Source organism: Pseudomonas sp. 2725 (assembly GCF_050434585.1).
In the GTDB taxonomy this organism is placed as follows: domain Bacteria; phylum Pseudomonadota; class Gammaproteobacteria; order Pseudomonadales; family Pseudomonadaceae; genus Aquipseudomonas; species Aquipseudomonas jessenii.
Genome location: NZ_JBNDIV010000008.1, coordinates 1 through 17,147, shown reverse-complemented (window position 1 = coordinate 17,147; position 17,147 = coordinate 1). Strand labels below are relative to the sequence as shown.

Sequence of the window (17,147 nt, the reverse complement as noted above, 5' to 3'; positions counted from 1 at the left end):
CGCTTTCGAGTCCATCGCGAGCAGGCTCGCTCCTACAATGACAGGTCAGGTCAGTTTTTATCGAGATCGACGTTGCGCGTCTCACGCAGGCAAATCATCCCCACCACCAGGCTCACCCCGGTGATCACCACCGGATACCACAGCCCGTAGAAGATATCCCCGGTGTACACCACCAACGCGAACGACACGGTCGGCAGGAAGCCGCCGAACCAGCCGTTGCCGATGTGGTAGGGCAGGGACATCGAGGTGTAGCGGATGCGGGTCGGGAACAGTTCGACCATCAACGCCGCCAGCGGGCCGTAGCACATCGCGGAGATGATGATCAGCGCGACGATCAGCGCCACGATCATCGGCTTGTTGATCTGCTGCATGTCCGCCTGTTGCGGGTAACCGGCGAGGGTCACGGCACCGCGCAGGGCGGCTTCGTCGAACCCGTCGATCTTCACGTCACCGACGCTCACCTGCACGTCACTGCCGGTCGGTGCGACAGCACTCTGGTACGGCAGGCCCTGCTTGACCAGGAAGGTCTTGACCTTGTCGCACGGGCTGTCGAATTTCGCCTTGCCCACCGGGTCGAACTGGAAGGTGCAGGTGGCCGGGTCGGCCATCACGGTGATCGGTGCCTGGCGGCTGGCCTGGTCGATGGCCGGGTTGGCGTAGTGGGCCAGGGTCTTGAAGATCGGGAAGTACAGGGCGGTGGCCAGCAGCAGGCCGATCATCAGCACCGGTTTACGCCCGACCTTGTCCGACAGCCAGCCAAAGAAAATGAAGAAGGGGGCGCCGATGGTCACGCTGACGATCAGCAAACCGTTGGCCACGGCCGGGTCCATTTTCAGGAACTGGGTGAGGAAGAACAGCACATAGAATTGCGCGGCGTAGAAGGTCACCGCTTGCCCGGCATTGATGCTGAACAGGGCGATCAACACCACCTTGAGGTTTTCCCACTTGCCGAAGGAGTCGCGAATCGGCTGTTTGCACAACTTGCCTTCTTCTTTCATTTTCACGAAGGCCGGCGATTCATGCAGGCTCAGGCGAATCCAGGTCGAGATGCCCAGCAGCACGATGGAAAACAGGAACGGAATGCGCCAGCCCCAGACTTCGAACTGATCGCCGGTGAAGTAACGACAGCCCAGCACCACCAGCAGCGACAGCAGCAGGCCCAGGGTCGCGGTGGATTGAATCCAGCTGGTGTGGAAGCCGCGCTTGCCGATGGGCGCGTGCTCGGCGACGTAGGTCGCGGCGCCGCCGTATTCACCACCCAGGGCCAGGCCCTGGAGCATGCGCAGCACCACCAGGATGATCGGCGCGGCGATGCCGATGCTGGCGTAGGTCGGCAGCAGCCCGACGCAGAACGTCGCCAGGCCCATGAGGACGATGGTGGCGAGGAAGGTGTACTTGCGCCCGATCATGTCCCCCAACCGACCGAACACCAGCGCGCCGAACGGCCGCACGATGAAGCCGGCGGCGAAGGCCATCAACGCAAAGATAAACGCCGTGGTGTCGTTGACCCCGGCGAAAAACTGCTTGCTGATCACCGCCGCGAGGGCGCCATAGAGGAAAAAGTCATACCACTCGAAGACCGTCCCGAGGGACGAGGCAAAGATGACTTTCTGGGTTTCCTGACTGGTGCCCGCGCTGCGCACGGCTTCCAGGGTTTGAACGTTCTCTGACATACCGGTATCCCTCACAGTGATTGTTTTTGTTGTTCCACTGGTGTTGCGTGTTCCATTTCAGGGGTAATGCTCAGTGTCCGTGAATCTAATGCGATCCTTGTGGGAGCGGGCTTGCTCGCGAAAGCGGTGGATCATTCACATTGATGTTGAATGACACGACGCCTTCGCGAGCAAGCCCGCTCCCACAGGTGATGTGTTTACAACAGGGTTGAGGATCAATTGTGCAGCCTTTTCGGCAATCATCAGCGTCGGCGAGCAGGTGTTACCGGAAGTGATGCGCGGCATGATCGAGGCATCGGCAATGCGCAGGCCGGGAATGCCATGGACCTTGAGTTGCGCATCGACCACGGCGTCGGCGTCATTGCCCATGCGGCAGGTGCCCACCGGATGGAAAATCGTGGTGCCGATCCGCGCGGCGGCTTCGTGCAACTGTTCTTCGCTTTGCAGGCTGTCGCCGGGCAGGTACTCCACCGGATTGAAGGCACGCAGGGCCGGGGCGGCGACGATACGCCGGGTCAGGCGAATGGCGTCGGCGGCGACCCGCAGGTCTTGCGGGTGGCTCAGGTAATTGGGTTGGATCAGCGGGGCTTCTTGCGGATCGGCCGAGCGGATTTCCACCCGGCCACGGCTTTGCGGACGTAGATCGCAGACCGACGCGGTGAACGCCGGGAAGGCATGCAACGGTTCGCCAAAGCGTTCCAGCGACAGCGGCTGCACGTGGTATTCGAGGTTGGCTGAAGTCTGCTCCGGCCCCGAGCGGGCAAAGGCGCCCAACTGGCTCGGCGCCATGGACAGCGGGCCGCTGCGGTCATACAGGTAGCGCAGGCCCATGCCCATCTTGCCCCACAGGCTGCCGGCGATCTGGTTCAGGGTGCGGGCATTTTCCAGCTTGTAGATCAGCCGCAGTTGCAGGTGATCTTGCAGGTTGCCACCGACGCCGGGTAACTCATGGGCGACGCCAATGCCCAGCCGCTCAAGCAGTGGACGCGGGCCGATGCCGGAGCGTTGCAGGATGCTGGGCGAACCGACCGAGCCGGCACACAGGACGATCTCCTTGCGCGCCTTGAAGGTTTTTGCCTGGCCTTGCCAGCGGGCGCTGACCGCCGAGGCACGGCCATTGTCCAGCAACACGCGGTCGACTTCGATACCGGTCAGCACGGTGAGATTGGGACGTTGGCCAATGGGTTTGAGAAAGGCCTTGGACGCGTTCCAGCGGATGCCGGCCTTCTGATTGACCTGGAAATAACCGCAACCTTCGTTATCGCCCTGGTTGAAGTCATCGATGCTGGCGATGCCGCTTTGCTCGGCGGCACTGCGGAACGCATCGAGAATCGGCCATGACAGGCGCTGGCGTTCGACCCGCCATTCGCCCGCGGCGCCGTGAAACTCGGCGGCGCCGGCAAAGTGATTTTCACTCTGCTTGAACAGTGGCAATACGTCTCGCCAGCTCCAGCCGGGATTGCCGTCGGCGGCCCAGCCGTCGTAGTCGCCTGCCTGGCCGCGCATGTAGATCATGCCGTTGATCGAGGAGCAGCCCCCCAGCACCTTGCCGCGCGGGTAGCTCAGGGCGCGACCTTGCAGGCCCGGTTGCGCTTCGGTCTTGAAGCACCAGTCGGTGCGCGGGTTGCCGATGCAGAACAGGTAACCCACGGGGATGTGAATCCACGCATAGTTGTCGCGGCCGCCGGCCTCGAGCAGCAACACGCGATGTTGCGCATCGGCCGACAATCGATTGGCCAGCAGACACCCGGCCGGCCCGGCCCCGACCACGATGTAATCGAATTCATCTAGGGAAGCCTGCATCCCTGACCTCGTGTTGTTGTTCTTGTTGTCTGTCATCCTAGTTGTTAGCTTTCGTCAAAAGAATGTTAGTTTTTGCGCAGCTGCTGTGCGTTTTTAAGCAGCATCCCGAACGGCAACGAACAAGGACGATTCATGTTCGACTGGAATGACCTGCGGTTTTTTCTCGAATTGCAGCGCAGCGGGCGTTTGCTGACGGCTGCCCGTCGCTTGAACACCACCCATGCCACCGTGGCGCGGCACATCGAGGCCATCGAAAAAAGCCTCGGTACGGCGCTGTTCGTCCAGCATGCCCAGGGTTACGAGATGACCCCGGCCGGCGAGGCGTTGCTTAAACACGCCGAGGCGATGGAGAACGTGGCGCTGCTGGCACAGGAGGAAATCACCCAATCCACCGCGCCACTGGGCAAGATCCGCGTCGGCGTGACGGAGGGGCTGGGCATCATGTTCCTGGCCAGTCGCATGAACGGCTTGTTCGAACGCTATCCGGGGCTGGAGGTGGAACTGGTGGCGGTGCCGCGTTTTGTCAGCATCCTCAACCGCGAGGCGGAAATCAGCATCCACCTCGAACGCCCGGCCGCCTACATGCTGGTCACCCGCAAACTCACCGACTATCGCCTGGCGTTGTATGCCAGCCAGGACTATCTCGATCGTTCGCCGCCGTTACGCAGTCGGGAGGACCTGGGGCGTCATGCGTGGATTGGCTATGTCGATGATTTGCTGTTCAGCCAGGAACTGATGTTCCTCAACAGCTTCTGCCGCAACCCACGGGTGGTGTTTCACAGCACCAGCGTGATCGCCCAGCAACAGGCGGCGCGCTCAGGCCTGGGGATCGCCGTGCTGCCGTGCTATATGGCCAGCGCCGACCCGGACCTGGTGCCGCTGCTGCCGGACGAAAGCATCCAGCGCAGCTACTGGATCAGCACCCGCCGGGAGCTGCACAAATCGGTGCGGCTGCGGGTGCTTTGGGATTATGTGGTGGAGTTGTGTGAGCGGGAGCAAGGGTTGTTGCTCGGGCCAACCTCCTACGGTGCCTGAACGGACGCGATCGCGAGCAAGCTCGCTCCCACAGGGTGCTGTGTTGTCACACATTTTGCGAACGAAGCTAAACCAATGTGGGAGCGAGCTTGCTCGCGATGGCGGCAGCACATCCAATATCCATCTTGGGGCTCAAGCAAGAATCTCGAACGCCGTGCTGGCCAGCCGTTCACCATTGACCATGATGTGCACCGCATGGCACCCCGCATAATGCCGGCGGGTGGTGAGTTCCTTGATCTGCTGACCACGGCTGACGGCTTCGACGGCGTTGCCCGGCAGCGTCAGCGCCTTGAGCTTGAACACCTTCGCCGAGGTGCTGCCGTTAGCCTTGACGTAATCGATGGCGTAGTCGATTACCAGGCGCTGGCTGCTTTGAACGGTGGATTTGACGGCAAACGACAGGGTGATTTTTTCTCCGAGGCCAATCACCGGCGGTTCGACTTTTACATCAACGATCTCGACTTCAGGCTTGCCGCCCGCGCCGATGATCGCCAGTGCCCGCCGGTTGCCCTGTTTGATCAGGCTGCGCAGGGCGTGTTTGGCGATCCATGCGGTGTGCCGGTTGTCCAGCGACCAGCCTTCGATCAGGTCCAGCACCCAGTCGGGATGATCCTTGGTGATGTCGTTGAGGTGGTTGGCCACGGATTTGCGTACGTACAGGCTCGTGTCGGCCTTGAGGTTGTCGAGGATGTTCGCGGCCAGTGTCGGATCGGCCTGGATGGGCTCCAGCCGGAATGACCAGGGCAGGCGTGGCCGGCATCCTTCACTGGCCAGGCGCCGCACATGCTCGTTGTCATCCAGCGACCAGGCATGCATCAGCTTGAGCGAGCGCTCGAGGTCACTGCGCAGAAAGTGACGGATTGCGAACTCCGAAGAGCCAAAAGCGGTGAAGTACTTCAGCGCGTCCATCGACTGATCGAACGCATGGGCGCCGTAGCTGGCGACAAAGTGCGGCAGGCACATGCTGACGAAGCCGCTGTTCAGGCGCGGGGCGAGGGCGCGCAGTACCTGCAGCGACGCTTCATAGTCCAGCGGCAACACCGCGTGCAGGCATTCGCTGACCCGGGCCATGCGTTGCATGACACTGAGGTCTGCCAGCCCGGATCGGGCCAGCTTCAGGAAACGTCTGGCCTCGAATTCCGGATACACCGCCGTTATTTCGGTGGCGATGTGCTGGAGACGCTCGCTGTTGAAGATTTCCTTGAGGGCGGGGGCAGGTTGGTCAGTCATGGTGGATTCCTTTGAAATGATTGTTTATCCAATGCACCGCGTTATCGTTCTTCGCGAGCAAGCCCGCTCCCACAAGGGGGCTCTGTCAGGCTCAATATTTGTGAACACCCAAGATCCAATGTGGGAGCGGGCTTGCTCCGGGCGGCGTTCCGACGAAGGGGCCCTCAAATCCACCTCAATTCTTGCCCGCTTGCTCTTGCAGGTGATCCGACTCGAATAACCTGGCCAGTTCCGCCCGCGCTTCCTGCGCCGTCTGCATCACTTTCACCGCGTCGTCATACACCGCATGCTGGGCTTCGAGCACCACTTCGTCGTGCTGCTTGAAGCGCTTGATCCGCGCATCCGCCTGAGCCTGGGTCAATCCCAGCCCGATCAGGGTTTGCCGGCTCATTTCCAGGCTCGAGTAAAAGGTTTCGCGCACGGCGTGTGCGCCGACGTCCATCAGCCGGTGCACATGCTGACGGTTACGGGCGCGGGCGATGATTTTCATATGCGGATAGAGCTTGCGCACCAGCTCGGCGGTCTTGATGTTGGTGTCCGGGTCGTCGGTGGCGATCACGAAGAACTCGGCTTCCCCGACCTTGGCCGCGTTGAGGATTTCCGGGCGCATCGGGTCGCCGTAGAACACCGGCACGCCACCAAAACTGCGGGACAGTTCGATGGTTTCCACCGAGGTGTCGAGGGCCACGAACTTGATGTTCTGCGCGCGCAGAATCCGCGCAACGATCTGGCCCATGCGCCCCATGCCGGCGATCACCACCCGTGGCGCGTCGGCGTCGATTTCGCGGAACTTCTCCGGCACTTCCACCGGTTGCACTTTCGGGCTGACCAACCGTGCGCAGAGCAGCAGCAACAAGGGTGTCACGGCCATGGACAGGGTGATGGTCAGCACCAGCAAGTCATACAGTTCTGCCGCGAACAGCCCATGATCTCGCCCGATCTTGAACACCACAAAGGCAAATTCACCACCGGCCGCCAGCACGATACCCAGGCGGATCGCGCTGACGTTCTTCAAGCCTCCGGCCAATCGACCGACAATAAACAGCAGCGGCAGTTTGATCGCGATCAGCAACAGGGTCAGGCCCAGCACAGCCATCGGCATGCTCAGCAGCAAACTCAGGTTCGCCCCCATGCCGACACTGATGAAAAACAGCCCGAGTAACAGGCCCTTGAACGGTTCGATCTGGGCTTCCAGTTCATGGCGATACTCGGAGTCCGCCAGCAACAGGCCGGCGAGGAAGGCGCCCAGGGCCATGGAAATCCCGACCAGTTCCATCAGCCATGCTGTGCCAATCACCACCAGCAACGCCGTGGCGGTGGAGACCTCTGGCAACGCGGTTTTGCTCACCACGCGAAACACCGGTCGCAGCAGATAGCGCCCACCGATCACCACGACGGCGATGCTGGCCAGCACTTGCAGGCCGTGGTTCAGATTTTCGCTGACGGTGGTGCTGTGATCGCCACCGGCCAGCAACGGCACCATGGCGATCAAGGGGATCGCGGCGATGTCCTGAAACAACAGAATCGCGAACGCCAGCCGCCCGTGGGGGCTGGTCAGTTCCTTGCGTTCAGCCAGGCTTTGCAGGCCGAACGCCGTGGACGACAGCGCCAGGCCCAGACCCAGGACGATCGCGGTGTTCAATGGCTGGCCAAACAGCCACAGCGCCACCACGCCGATCACCGAGCCCGTCAGCAGCACTTGGGCCAAGCCCACGCCGAACACTGATTTGCGCATCACCCACAAGCGTCGCGGTGACAGTTCCAGGCCGATGATGAACAGCAGCAACACCACGCCGAGTTCGGAAATGTTCGCGACGCTTTGCGGGTTGTCGATCAGGCCCAGCACCGACGGGCCGATGATCACCCCGGCAAACAGATAACCCAGAACCGCCCCCAGTTGCAGGCGCTTGGCTAATGGAACGATGAGTACGGCCGCCATCAGAAATACGACAGCGGCTTGTAGCAGGTTGCCTTCATGGGGCATGGGCGAAACTCCAGGACTCGGGACAGCGGGGGGCGTCAAGGATAAAGGCTGGGTTCCGTGAAGATCCACTGCGGCAGTGGTCTGTCACGCAGATTGATGGCGAATCTTGCCGGTCTCGCAGGAGATGGGTGGGGTAGATCGGGTTTTCGATCAATCTGGAAGGAATCGGCTCAGTCGCCTGTGGAAAGCCCATGCTTGTGTGCGTAGGCGTACAGATCTACGCGATTCGTCAGGCCCAGCTTGCTGTAGATCGATGTCAAATGGTTGCGCAGCGTGTGTTCGCTGATGTGCAGTTTCTCGGCCACCAACTTGCCAGGGGCAGAGGGGTCGCGGGCCAGCGATGCAATGGTTTGCTGCTCGCGGCGCGTTAGCTTGGCGATTTTTTGTTGCTCCGGGTCTATATCGCGCTCGACTTTCTTGCGCGCCAGTTCAAGGAAGATACGGCTGGTCGCATTGCGGTCAATCCAGAGCTCGCCGTCATGCACTTTTTCTATGGCTTTGAGCAATGTCGATGCGGATGCCGACTCCCGCTTATCCACCACGCCACGTGCGCCCGCCAGCACCGCACTGTCATGCAGCGTCACGTCGCTCGACCCTGTCACGACCAGAATCCTGGCTTTGGTCTGTCTGTGCAATTCGGCCAGTGACTCGATACAGTCCTCGCTGTCCAGGTCCAGCACCACCACATCCGGCGCGTATTGGTGCAGCGAAAGCAGGTATTGCGCCACCGACGCCACCGAACCCGCCAGCGCCAACCTTGGTTGAGCGCTTTCCACCAGACGCTCAAGGCCCCAGGCCACGAGCGGTAGAGCGACTAACAGGACTTGAATTGGCATTCGGGTCGCTGCCTCTTTAGGCGGGTTGTGTTAGCTGATCATGATAGCAATCGTTGCAGCCTGTAGCTTTTTTCTATAGCGCTTCAGTCCCCCCCTCCCATGACATTTGTCCCATAAAACACTGTTTTCATGGGTGATTGACTCCCAGAAAAAAAGGGATAGCGCACTCATGTAATAAACAGCGGCCGTTTTTAGACTGCAGTCATGAGAGACGCACACCGAATTGAGCCCCGTGAACAAGTCACCCTGTCGCTGCAACTGATCGGCGGGGGCCAGGGTGTCATCCGTGACATCAGCGCCTCCGGTTTGTATTTCGAAACCGATAGCGAGCAGCAGGTGGGTAGCTTGATTGACTTCGAGATTGAACTCGACACGCCCGGCGGCCCCATGAAGTTCAAGGCGCAAGGACAAATCGTGCGCATTGAACCGCTGGGCGGCAGGGCCGGGGTGGGCGTGAAGCTACTGGCCAGCCGGCTGGTACCGGTGGAGTGAAGTGTTCGTGGGTTGAGGAAGAATCGGCTTGCGGCTGTTGGTGGCCCACAGCGGTTTTTTGCTCAGGGTGACATTCTTGGGAGAAAGACATGGCTAGCACTACAACTACAAGCGGCGGAACCGTTACCTCGTTTTCCAACACGCCGCAGGCGAAGGATGATGTCCTTAACACCACTGAAAATCTGCTGGGGGTCATGTATTGGGACGTCATGTCCAATGACCTTGGCGGCAACGCGAAGACACTCTGGTCACTCGACAACGCGGACAGTTTTTCTACTGCCACCAAGGCTTATGCTCCGGCCGACCTCCTGACCCAGGATACGGCGAGGGCTGAGGCGACGAGTTCTGACACCAGTAAGAATGGTGCAAAGATCTGGATCACCTCGGACGGGAAGGTCGGCTACGACGCCGCTACTTTCTCCTCTGCTTTCAAGGCACAACTCCAGGCGCTTGCTGTTGGCGAGCTCCTGACGGACAGCTTTACCTATGCGATGCGCCTCGGCAACGGAACGCTCAGTTGGGCCACCGCGACGGTGCAGTTTTCGGGCGTGAATGATGGTGTGACGATCAGCCTCGGCGAGCAGGCCGGCACGGTAACCGAAGACGCCGACACCACTGCGAGCACGACCGACTCGCTGACGGCCAGCGGCACGATTGTCTTTAACGACGTCGACCTCAATGACACGCACATGGCGACGTTCGCGCCGGCGGGGGGCAACGCTACTCATCTTGGTACGTTCATGCTCTCGCCGGTAAGCGAAGCTGCGAACGCGGCCAACGGTTCTGTGCAATGGACGTACAACCTGGACAATGCGGCGGCGCAGTACCTGGCCCAGGGACAGACAGTAACCGAAACTTACCTGGTCACCATCAGCGATGGTCAGGGTTCGTCGGTAACGCAGAATGTGACCATCACTATCACCGGCACCAACGACGCGCCGACGGTGACGGCGGCAGAAATCGAAAGCGGGGCGGTGACCGAAGACGGCACCACGGTGGCCAGCGGCAGCTTCGCCTTCGGCGACGTAGACCTGGCCGATGACGCACATGTGGCCAGCGTGAGCGCGCCGTCCGGTGCGCTGGGTACGCTGGTGGCCATTGTCAGCGACGAGAGCACGGGCGACGCGGCGGGCAGCGTGGGCTGGACCTATACGCTGAACAACAACGCGGCGCAGTACCTGGCCGAGGGCCAGACCAAGACCGAAGTGTTCACGGTGACGCTGACCGACGACTTTGGGGCGACGGTGACCAAGGATGTGACGATCACCCTGACCGGCAGCAACGATGCGCCAGTGCTCAGTTTCGTGACGGGCAATGATGCCGGTGCGGTGCAGGAAGACACCGCGCTCACTGTGAATGGCCAGTTCAGTTCGACCGACATCGATCACGATGCCACGGCGACCTGGAGCATTGCGGGTACGGATACGGGCATCTACGGCTCGATCGCCGTGGACAACACCGGCAAGTGGATTTACACGCTGGCCAATGGCACCAATGGTGTCGCCAGTGCGGTTCAGTCGCTGAAGGTTGGCGAGAGTCATGATGACGTGTTTACGGTGCAAGTCAGAGACGGCCTGGGTGGCGTGGACACCCAGTTGGTGACCGTCACCATTACCGGCAGCAACGACGCGCCAGTGCTCAGTTTCGCGACCGGCAACGATGTTGGCACCGTGAAGGAAGACACTACCCTTAGCGTCGGCGGCCAGTTCAGCTCGACCGACATCGATCACAATGCCACGACCAGCTGGACCATCAATGGCTCGCCAACTGGAACCTACGGCTCGATCGCGGTCGACAGCAGCGGCCAGTGGACGTACACCCTGGCCAACGGCACCGATGGCGTTGCCAGTGCGGTGCAGTCACTGAAGGCGGGCGAGAGTCACAACGAAGTGTTCAGCGTGCAGGTCAGCGACGGCCTCGGCGGCGTCGACACCCAGCTGGTGACCATCACCGTCACCGGCAGCAATGACGCGCCAGTGCTCAGTTTCGCGACGGGCCATGATGCCGGCGCGGTGCAGGAAGACACCACGCTCAGCGTCAGCGGCCAGTTCAGTTCGGCCGACATCGATCACGATGCCACCGCCACTTGGAGTATTGCCGGGTCAAATACCGGCTCCTACGGCTCGATTGCCGTGGACAACTCCGGCCAGTGGACCTACACCCTGGCCAACGGCACCGATGGTGTCGCCAGTGCGGTGCAGTCGCTGAAGGCGGGCGAGAGTCACAACGAAGTGTTCAGCGTGCAGGTCAGCGACGGCCTCGGCGGCGTCGACACCCAGCTGGTGACCGTCACCGTCACCGGCAGCAACGACGCCGCCGTGCTGTCCTCGGCCAGCGTTACGCTAAGCGAAACCAATGCTCCGCTGACCACCGGCGGCAGCCTGACCATTAGCGATATCGACAGCCCGGAAAGCTTCCAGGCGCAAACCAACACCGCCGGCAGCTACGGCCAGTTCTCCATCGGCACCGGCGGTGCCTGGACCTACGTCGCCGACTCCGCGCACAACGAGTTCGCCGCCGGCACCACCTACACCGACACCTTCGCGGTGAGCAGTGCCGACGGCACCCTCACTTCGGTCACGGTGCATATCCTCGGCACCAACGATGCGGCCGTGCTGTCCGCCGACATCGCCAACCTCACCGAGACCAATGCCGCCGTCGACATTTCCACCGCCGGCACCCTGACCATCAGCGACGTCGACAGCGCCGCAACCTTCGTCGCGCAAACCAACACCGCCGGCAGCTACGGTCAGTTCTCCATCGGCACCGGCGGTGCCTGGACCTACGTCGCCAGCTCCGCCCACAACGAGTTCGCCGCCGGTACCACCTACACCGACAGCTTCGCGGTGAGCAGTGCCGATGGCACCCTCACTTCGGTCACCGTGAATATCGCCGGCAGCAACGACTCACCGACGATCACTTCCAACGGTGGTGGTGCGACGGCTTCGATCAACGTGGCGGAGAACACCACGGCGGTCACGACGGTGGCGGCGACTGATGCCGATCTGCCGGCGCAGACGCTGAGCTACTCGCTGCTGAATACGGCCGGGACGGACTTCAGCAAGTTCTCGATCAGTTCAAGCGGGGTGCTGACGTTCAACTCAGCGCCCGATTTCGAGAATGCCCAGGATGTCGGTGGTACTGACGGCGACAATGCCTACGTTGTGGACGTTCAGGTGTCCGACGGCAATGGCGGAATCGACACGCAGACGATTACGGTGAACGTGCAGAACGTCGTTGAGACGCCAGTTGATACCGTGGCGCCAACGGTGATAGTGACAGGGACTGCCTTAGGGAGTTCGACGGGTTCAACGTCGACGGTCACATTCCAGTTCAGTGAGACGGTGAGCGGTTTCAACCTGTCTGATGTAGCAGTGACGACAACGAGCGGAACGCCCCGCGGAACCTGGAGTAACTTCACGCAGGTAGACGGTGATACCTACACGGCAATGCTGACCAGAACGCTGGGCGGTAGCATAAAAGTCGACGTTGTCGCGAACAGCTACACCGATCTGGCGGGCAATCCTGGTGCGGCCGGGAGCAGTGCAAACCTTCCGGCAGGCGTTGCCGGCGAACCCATCAATCTGGCCCTCAACGTTCCACTGGCCGATATTAGCGGCCCCGTGACGGTGACCATCAGCGGTGTTCCTTCGGGGTGGGTGTTCAATGCAGGAACCGACAATGGCGATGGCACCTGGACCGTGCAGACCAGCGATCCCGGCGCATTGACGGTGACAACTCCAAGCGACTTCGCCGGTGCGTTGGTGCTCGATGTCAACATGTACTGGAGCAACAGCGACGGCAGCACCGCAAGCGCCTACGTGTTCAACAACGTCGAAATCTATGCCCCAGGCGCACCGATCTTCGCCTTGTCCACCGACGACAACCTGACCGGCTCGTCCGGTGCCGACACCTTCGTGTTCGCCAGGCCGATCGGCAACAATGTCATTTACAGCTTCGATGCGGCGGCGGACAAGATCGACTTGATCGGCTTTACGGGCGTTAACGATTTTGCGGATGTGAGTATCGTCAATGACGCGAACGGCAATGCGGTGCTCAGCATCAGCGCCGACCAGACGATCACGGTCAACGGCGGGGATGCGGCGGCGTTGAGCGGGGCCAACTTACTGTTCGATGTGGACCCGGTCACGACCAATACGGGCACCCTCACCATTGCCGACGGCGCGATCATGCCGTTCGGTGGCAGCATCCATAACAGCGGCACCATCGAGCTCGGCTCCACCGGCAACGAGACCAGCCTTGAGATTCTGTTCCGTGGCGCGACCTTGACCGGTGGCGGCCAGGTGCTGCTATCTGACAATGCGCAAAACGTGATTTTCGGCGGCAGCGCCGACACGGTGCTCACCAATGCCGACAACACCATCTCGGGTGCCGGTCAGTTGGGGGCGGGGCAGATGATGGTGGTCAACTCAGGCCTGATTCATGCCAGCGGCGTCAATGCGCTGGTGATCGATACCGGTAACAGCGCCGTCACCAACACGGGGGTGCTGCAAGCCAGCGGCAGCGGCGGATTGGTGATTGAAAGTGCGCTGGTCAACAGCGGTAGCCTATGGGCGAACGATGGCAATATCACCATCCACGGAGATGCCCAAGGCGCGGGAAGCGCGACTATCAGCGGTTCGGCGATGCTGGAATTCGGTGCTGCCTCCGATCAGCATGTGACGTTTGACAGCGGCGCGGCAGGCACGCTGAAGCTTGATGTGTCGACGGCGTTCAGTGGCAGCGTCAGCGGTTTCACCGCGGGTGACACGCTGGACTTTGGCGATGTTGCGTTCGGCGCCAATACGCAGATCACTTATGCAGCGAATGACACCGGCACCGGTGGCCTGCTGATCGTGAACGACGGCGCGCATGCGGCGCAGGTCACGCTGAATGGCCAATACGCGGCGGCGGGTTTGCAGGCGAACGCCGAGGGCAGCGGCAGTGAACTGGCCTACGATGCAGCGGCGGCAAACCACAGGATGCTGGGCGGCCTGGCCAACGACACTCTGGTCGGCGGTGCGGGTGACGATCTGTTCCTCGGCGGGCTGGGCAACGACACGCTCAACGGCGGCTTCGGCAACGATACCTTCGCGTTTGCTGCCGCAGGCTTCGGCAACGACTTGATCCAGGACTTCGACGTCAATCCGGCCGCAGGGCAGGACCTGCTCAATATCGCGGGGCTGGGGATCAGCAGCGAGACGTTCGCTGCCAACGTGAGCATTGCGGCTGACGGGGCGGACACGCTGATCGGGATCGGAGTGGACTCTATTCGCCTTGTCGGTGTCAGCAGTGCAGGTATCGATCAGGCGGACTTTATCCTGGCGGTATGATGCTTTTGCTACTGGCCGAACGTTGCTACGCGGTTGCAGGCCCCATCGCGGATAAATCCACGATGGGGCCTGTGCGAGGTATTCTCAAGAGCCTCGATTTTGGTTGACTGACTTCCTCAGCACGTGAGGCGGTCATCTCATCGAAGTCAGCAAACGGGTTTCGATACCCATCTCACTCTACGTGCACTGGTTCTGGATAGATGCTCATGTTGACTGGCTTGAATCATTTGACGTTGGCGGTTGTGAACCTCTCTCGCAGTATTGAGTTTTATGTGGCTCTACCCGGCTTTAGATTGGCTGCCCGCTGGGAGACGGGGGCCTATCTTTCCCTCGGTGATCTCTGGCTTTGTCTGTCTCTCGATGAGAGCCGTCTGGCGGAAAAACAGCCTGATTACACCCACTATGCGTTTTCGGTGGGGCAGGAAGATTTTGAAGAAGTCACCGCTTACTTGCGGGTTCGTAACGTTGTTGAGTGGAAATCCAATTCGAGCGAAGGTAACTCGTTTTATTTTTCTGATCCCGATGGACATCGCCTGGAAGTGCATGTGGGCAGCCTGGCTTCAAGGCTTGAGCAATGCCGGCGCCAGCCGTATGCAGGTATGGAGTTCTTTGACTGACCGTTTTCGTCTGATCACTTTGAAGAAATAGCTCTGCTATCTGGCCTGCGGCAAAGTATCTGTATTGGCCATCAGGGAAGCACGTAGCATGATCGGACAGTTATCGAGTGGGCAGGAGCGACTGTTTTACTCGTTCAACCTTGAAGAACACATCCCCGCCAATCACCTTCTTTCTGGAGAATTGACAGCCAGGTAAGTTGTCAGTTTTTTAGCAAGAGGGCCTCAATGAGGCCCTCATCGCCAACGCCTGGTTGTACTCAGTTCGCCTTTATCGGCACCGTTACGGTTTTGCCGAAGGCCGATTTGATGGTCGCCGTCGGGCTAGGCGACGGGCCGCTGCCGGCGGTCGTCACCGCTATGTTCCAGCGCGCGCCTGTCGGTGTCTGCGTCAGGATGGCGGCGCCAAGGTTCACCGTACCGGTTGTGGTGGTGGCCGTTGCCGTGATGGTATTGCCCGTGCCACGGGAGGTGGTGCCGGACAGGACCCAATACCAGCGGCTGTTGCTGCGGGCGGTGACGGTGGCGCTGGTGACGATCAGGCTCTCGTTGATCGCTGCCGAGACCGCCACGGATACCGTCGCCGGTGCCGACTCGGCGCCCTTGGCATCGGCGGCCCTATAGGTAAAGGTCGCGGTGAACGGCGCGGGGACCGTGGCCGGTGGTGTGTAGGTCACACGCAGGCCATCGGTGCTGACCACGCCCTTGCCGGAGTCCGGCTGCTCCAGACCCACCACTTTAAGTGGCACGTTACCGTCAGGGTCGCTGTCGTTGGCCAGCACGTTGATGATCACCGGTTGGCCGGTGTTACTGATGGCGCTGTCGGGGTTGGCGACCGGGTTTTGGTTATCGGGGTCCTCGACACGTGTATCGCCAGTGCGGAAGGTCGGCAGCGCGGCGGAGTTGACGTAGGTGACGCCGTCCCAGCCGGGCAGGGGGGTTGGCATCAACTGGAACTGGCCGGGGTGCTCGACATCCCAGCGCAGCAGCATGGAGGTGTCCTCGTGCTGGGTGTTGTGGCAGTGCTCCATGTAGGTCCCGGCGAATTCACGGAAGCGGATCGCCATTTCCACGTCCTGCGAGCTGTCGATGCCCTCGCCGATGCGATAGATGTCCTTGCGTGCCCATTTTTCCCATTCCGGCGGTGCCTTGCCGTCGCGGTTGAGGACGATCCCTTCTTCGAAGTGCACGTGCACCGGGTGGTTCCAGCCGTTGCCGCCATTCCTGATTCTCCACACTTCCAGGGTGCCGTCGCCGGAGAACCCGGCAGGGGTCGGACCGTTGGCCAGTTGCGGAGCGGCACTGATCACTCGAGGGTCCATCTGGAAGCCTAAACCGCCGTCGGTCTTGATCGTCCAGGGGGCTTCGTCGGTGCCATCGGAGCGGCCGAAGATGAACTCGCGATGGCGCGCCAGTTTCAGTTTTGCCTGCACCGTCAGGTCGTCACGGTTGAGGGTCAGCGGAAGCATGGTTTTACCCATCGCCTTGCCCGGCTTGGCGGGTTCGTAGTCGGCGGGGTTCATGCTCACGTCCTGGCCGGCATAAGGCTGTACCAGCATCTGCAGGAACTTGCCGACCACCGGGTCGCCGGCGTCCCATTCCAGCCCTTTGCTGCCCAGCTTGAGCACCGCCTTGTACTTGCCGGACAGGACATCGGCCAGGCTCGGCGGCAAACTCTCCGGCCCCTTGCCGTCGTGGTGCTCCATCAGGTTGACGAAATACAGCTTGTCGCCGGTGCTGATCCCGTGTTTCGCGAAGTTGACGATGATGTCGTAACGCTCGGCGATGCCCATGGTGGGCAGGATGGCGTTGTGGTCCTGCAGGTCGCCGTCAGCGTCCAGGTCCATGCTGCCGTCGAACGGTACGGCGTGTTCCATGAGGTTGCCGTCGTTGGCGATCAAGTGGAACGGCACGCGGGTATAGGACAGGCCGGAACCTGTCGGGCCGGGGAATTCGCCACCGGTGCCGACGATTTCACGCACCAGCGCGATCCTGAAGTAGCGCGACACCGAGCCGTTGAGGATGCGGAAACGATAGCTGCGCGCCCGCACGTTCAGGCGCGGCTGGTACTGCCAGTTGACCAGGAGCTGGTCGCCGAGAAAACCATCGGTGTTGAACGGGTTGAACCACAGCTGGCCATTGGCGTC

Annotated in this window: 10 protein-coding genes; 4 read left to right on the top strand and 6 right to left on the bottom strand. The window is 61.1% G+C overall.

The window, feature by feature from the left end; all coding sequences use genetic code 11:
* Positions 1-50 precede the first annotated feature (50 nt).
* Entirely contained in the window at positions 51-1,673 is a 1,623-nt protein-coding gene (locus ABIE16_RS22230; RefSeq protein WP_429521944.1) for an MFS transporter, read from the bottom strand.
* A gap of 135 nt (positions 1,674-1,808) precedes the next feature.
* Entirely contained in the window at positions 1,809-3,476 is a 1,668-nt protein-coding gene (locus ABIE16_RS22225) for a GMC family oxidoreductase (RefSeq protein ID WP_429521943.1), read from the bottom strand.
* Positions 3,477-3,608: 132 nt separating this feature from the next.
* On the opposite strand from ABIE16_RS22225, the gene ABIE16_RS22220 reads away from it, so the two are divergent.
* Positions 3,609-4,511, top strand: a complete 903-nt coding sequence (locus tag ABIE16_RS22220) for a LysR family transcriptional regulator (protein ID WP_429521942.1) — start codon at positions 3,609-3,611, stop codon at positions 4,509-4,511.
* 132 nt (positions 4,512-4,643) lie between these two features.
* Here ABIE16_RS22220 and ABIE16_RS22215 read toward each other — a convergent pair whose 3' ends face one another.
* The 3 genes from ABIE16_RS22215 to ABIE16_RS22205 form a co-directional block, all read right to left on the bottom strand.
* Positions 4,644-5,741, bottom strand: coding sequence for a DNA alkylation repair protein (locus ABIE16_RS22215; RefSeq protein WP_429521941.1), 1,098 nt, complete (start codon positions 5,739-5,741; stop codon positions 4,644-4,646).
* A 175-nt stretch (positions 5,742-5,916) separates the two neighbouring features.
* Positions 5,917-7,725, bottom strand: coding sequence for a monovalent cation:proton antiporter-2 (CPA2) family protein (locus tag ABIE16_RS22210; RefSeq protein ID WP_429521940.1), 1,809 nt, complete (start codon positions 7,723-7,725; stop codon positions 5,917-5,919).
* A 170-nt stretch (positions 7,726-7,895) separates the two neighbouring features.
* Positions 7,896-8,561 (bottom strand): LuxR C-terminal-related transcriptional regulator, encoded by a 666-nt coding sequence (locus ABIE16_RS22205; protein WP_218498271.1) that lies wholly within the window; start codon positions 8,559-8,561, stop codon positions 7,896-7,898.
* Positions 8,562-8,765: 204 nt separating this feature from the next.
* Between ABIE16_RS22205 and ABIE16_RS22200 the strand changes: the two genes are divergently transcribed.
* The 3 genes from ABIE16_RS22200 to fos all read left to right on the top strand — a co-directional run bounded on the left by ABIE16_RS22200 (position 8,766) and on the right by fos (position 15,003).
* The gene (locus tag ABIE16_RS22200) at positions 8,766-9,053 is read left to right on the top strand and encodes a PilZ domain-containing protein (RefSeq protein ID WP_057715226.1); all 288 of its coding nucleotides are present in this window, start codon (positions 8,766-8,768) and stop codon (positions 9,051-9,053) included.
* Positions 9,054-9,142: 89 nt separating this feature from the next.
* Entirely contained in the window at positions 9,143-14,386 is a 5,244-nt protein-coding gene (locus ABIE16_RS22195) for a beta strand repeat-containing protein (RefSeq protein ID WP_429521939.1), read from the top strand.
* 206 nt (positions 14,387-14,592) lie between these two features.
* Positions 14,593-15,003: a fosfomycin resistance glutathione transferase gene (gene fos / locus ABIE16_RS22190; RefSeq protein ID WP_429521938.1), complete on the top strand. Its 411-nt coding sequence runs from the start codon at positions 14,593-14,595 to the stop codon at positions 15,001-15,003.
* A 257-nt stretch (positions 15,004-15,260) separates the two neighbouring features.
* On the opposite strand, the gene ABIE16_RS22185 is transcribed toward fos, so the two are convergent.
* Positions 15,261-17,147: Ig-like domain-containing protein (locus ABIE16_RS22185; RefSeq protein ID WP_429521937.1), on the bottom strand; the 1,887-nt coding region annotated here is incomplete at its 5' end.

Bases quoted from the DNA above. Each gene is read 5' to 3' on its own strand.
- ABIE16_RS22230 (WP_429521944.1), bottom strand. From the start codon at position 1,673: ATGTCAGAGAACGTTCAAACCCTGGAAGCCGTGCGCAGCGCGGGCACC.
- ABIE16_RS22225 (WP_429521943.1), bottom strand. From the start codon at position 3,476: ATGCAGGCTTCCCTAGATGAATTCGATTACATCGTGGTCGGGGCCGGG.
- ABIE16_RS22220 (WP_429521942.1), top strand. From the start codon at position 3,609: ATGTTCGACTGGAATGACCTGCGGTTTTTTCTCGAATTGCAGCGCAGC.
- ABIE16_RS22215 (WP_429521941.1), bottom strand. From the start codon at position 5,741: ATGACTGACCAACCTGCCCCCGCCCTCAAGGAAATCTTCAACAGCGAG.
- ABIE16_RS22210 (WP_429521940.1), bottom strand. From the start codon at position 7,725: ATGCCCCATGAAGGCAACCTGCTACAAGCCGCTGTCGTATTTCTGATG.
- ABIE16_RS22205 (WP_218498271.1), bottom strand. From the start codon at position 8,561: ATGCCAATTCAAGTCCTGTTAGTCGCTCTACCGCTCGTGGCCTGGGGC.
- ABIE16_RS22200 (WP_057715226.1), top strand. From the start codon at position 8,766: ATGAGAGACGCACACCGAATTGAGCCCCGTGAACAAGTCACCCTGTCG.
- ABIE16_RS22195 (WP_429521939.1), top strand. From the start codon at position 9,143: ATGGCTAGCACTACAACTACAAGCGGCGGAACCGTTACCTCGTTTTCC.
- fos (WP_429521938.1), top strand. From the start codon at position 14,593: ATGTTGACTGGCTTGAATCATTTGACGTTGGCGGTTGTGAACCTCTCT.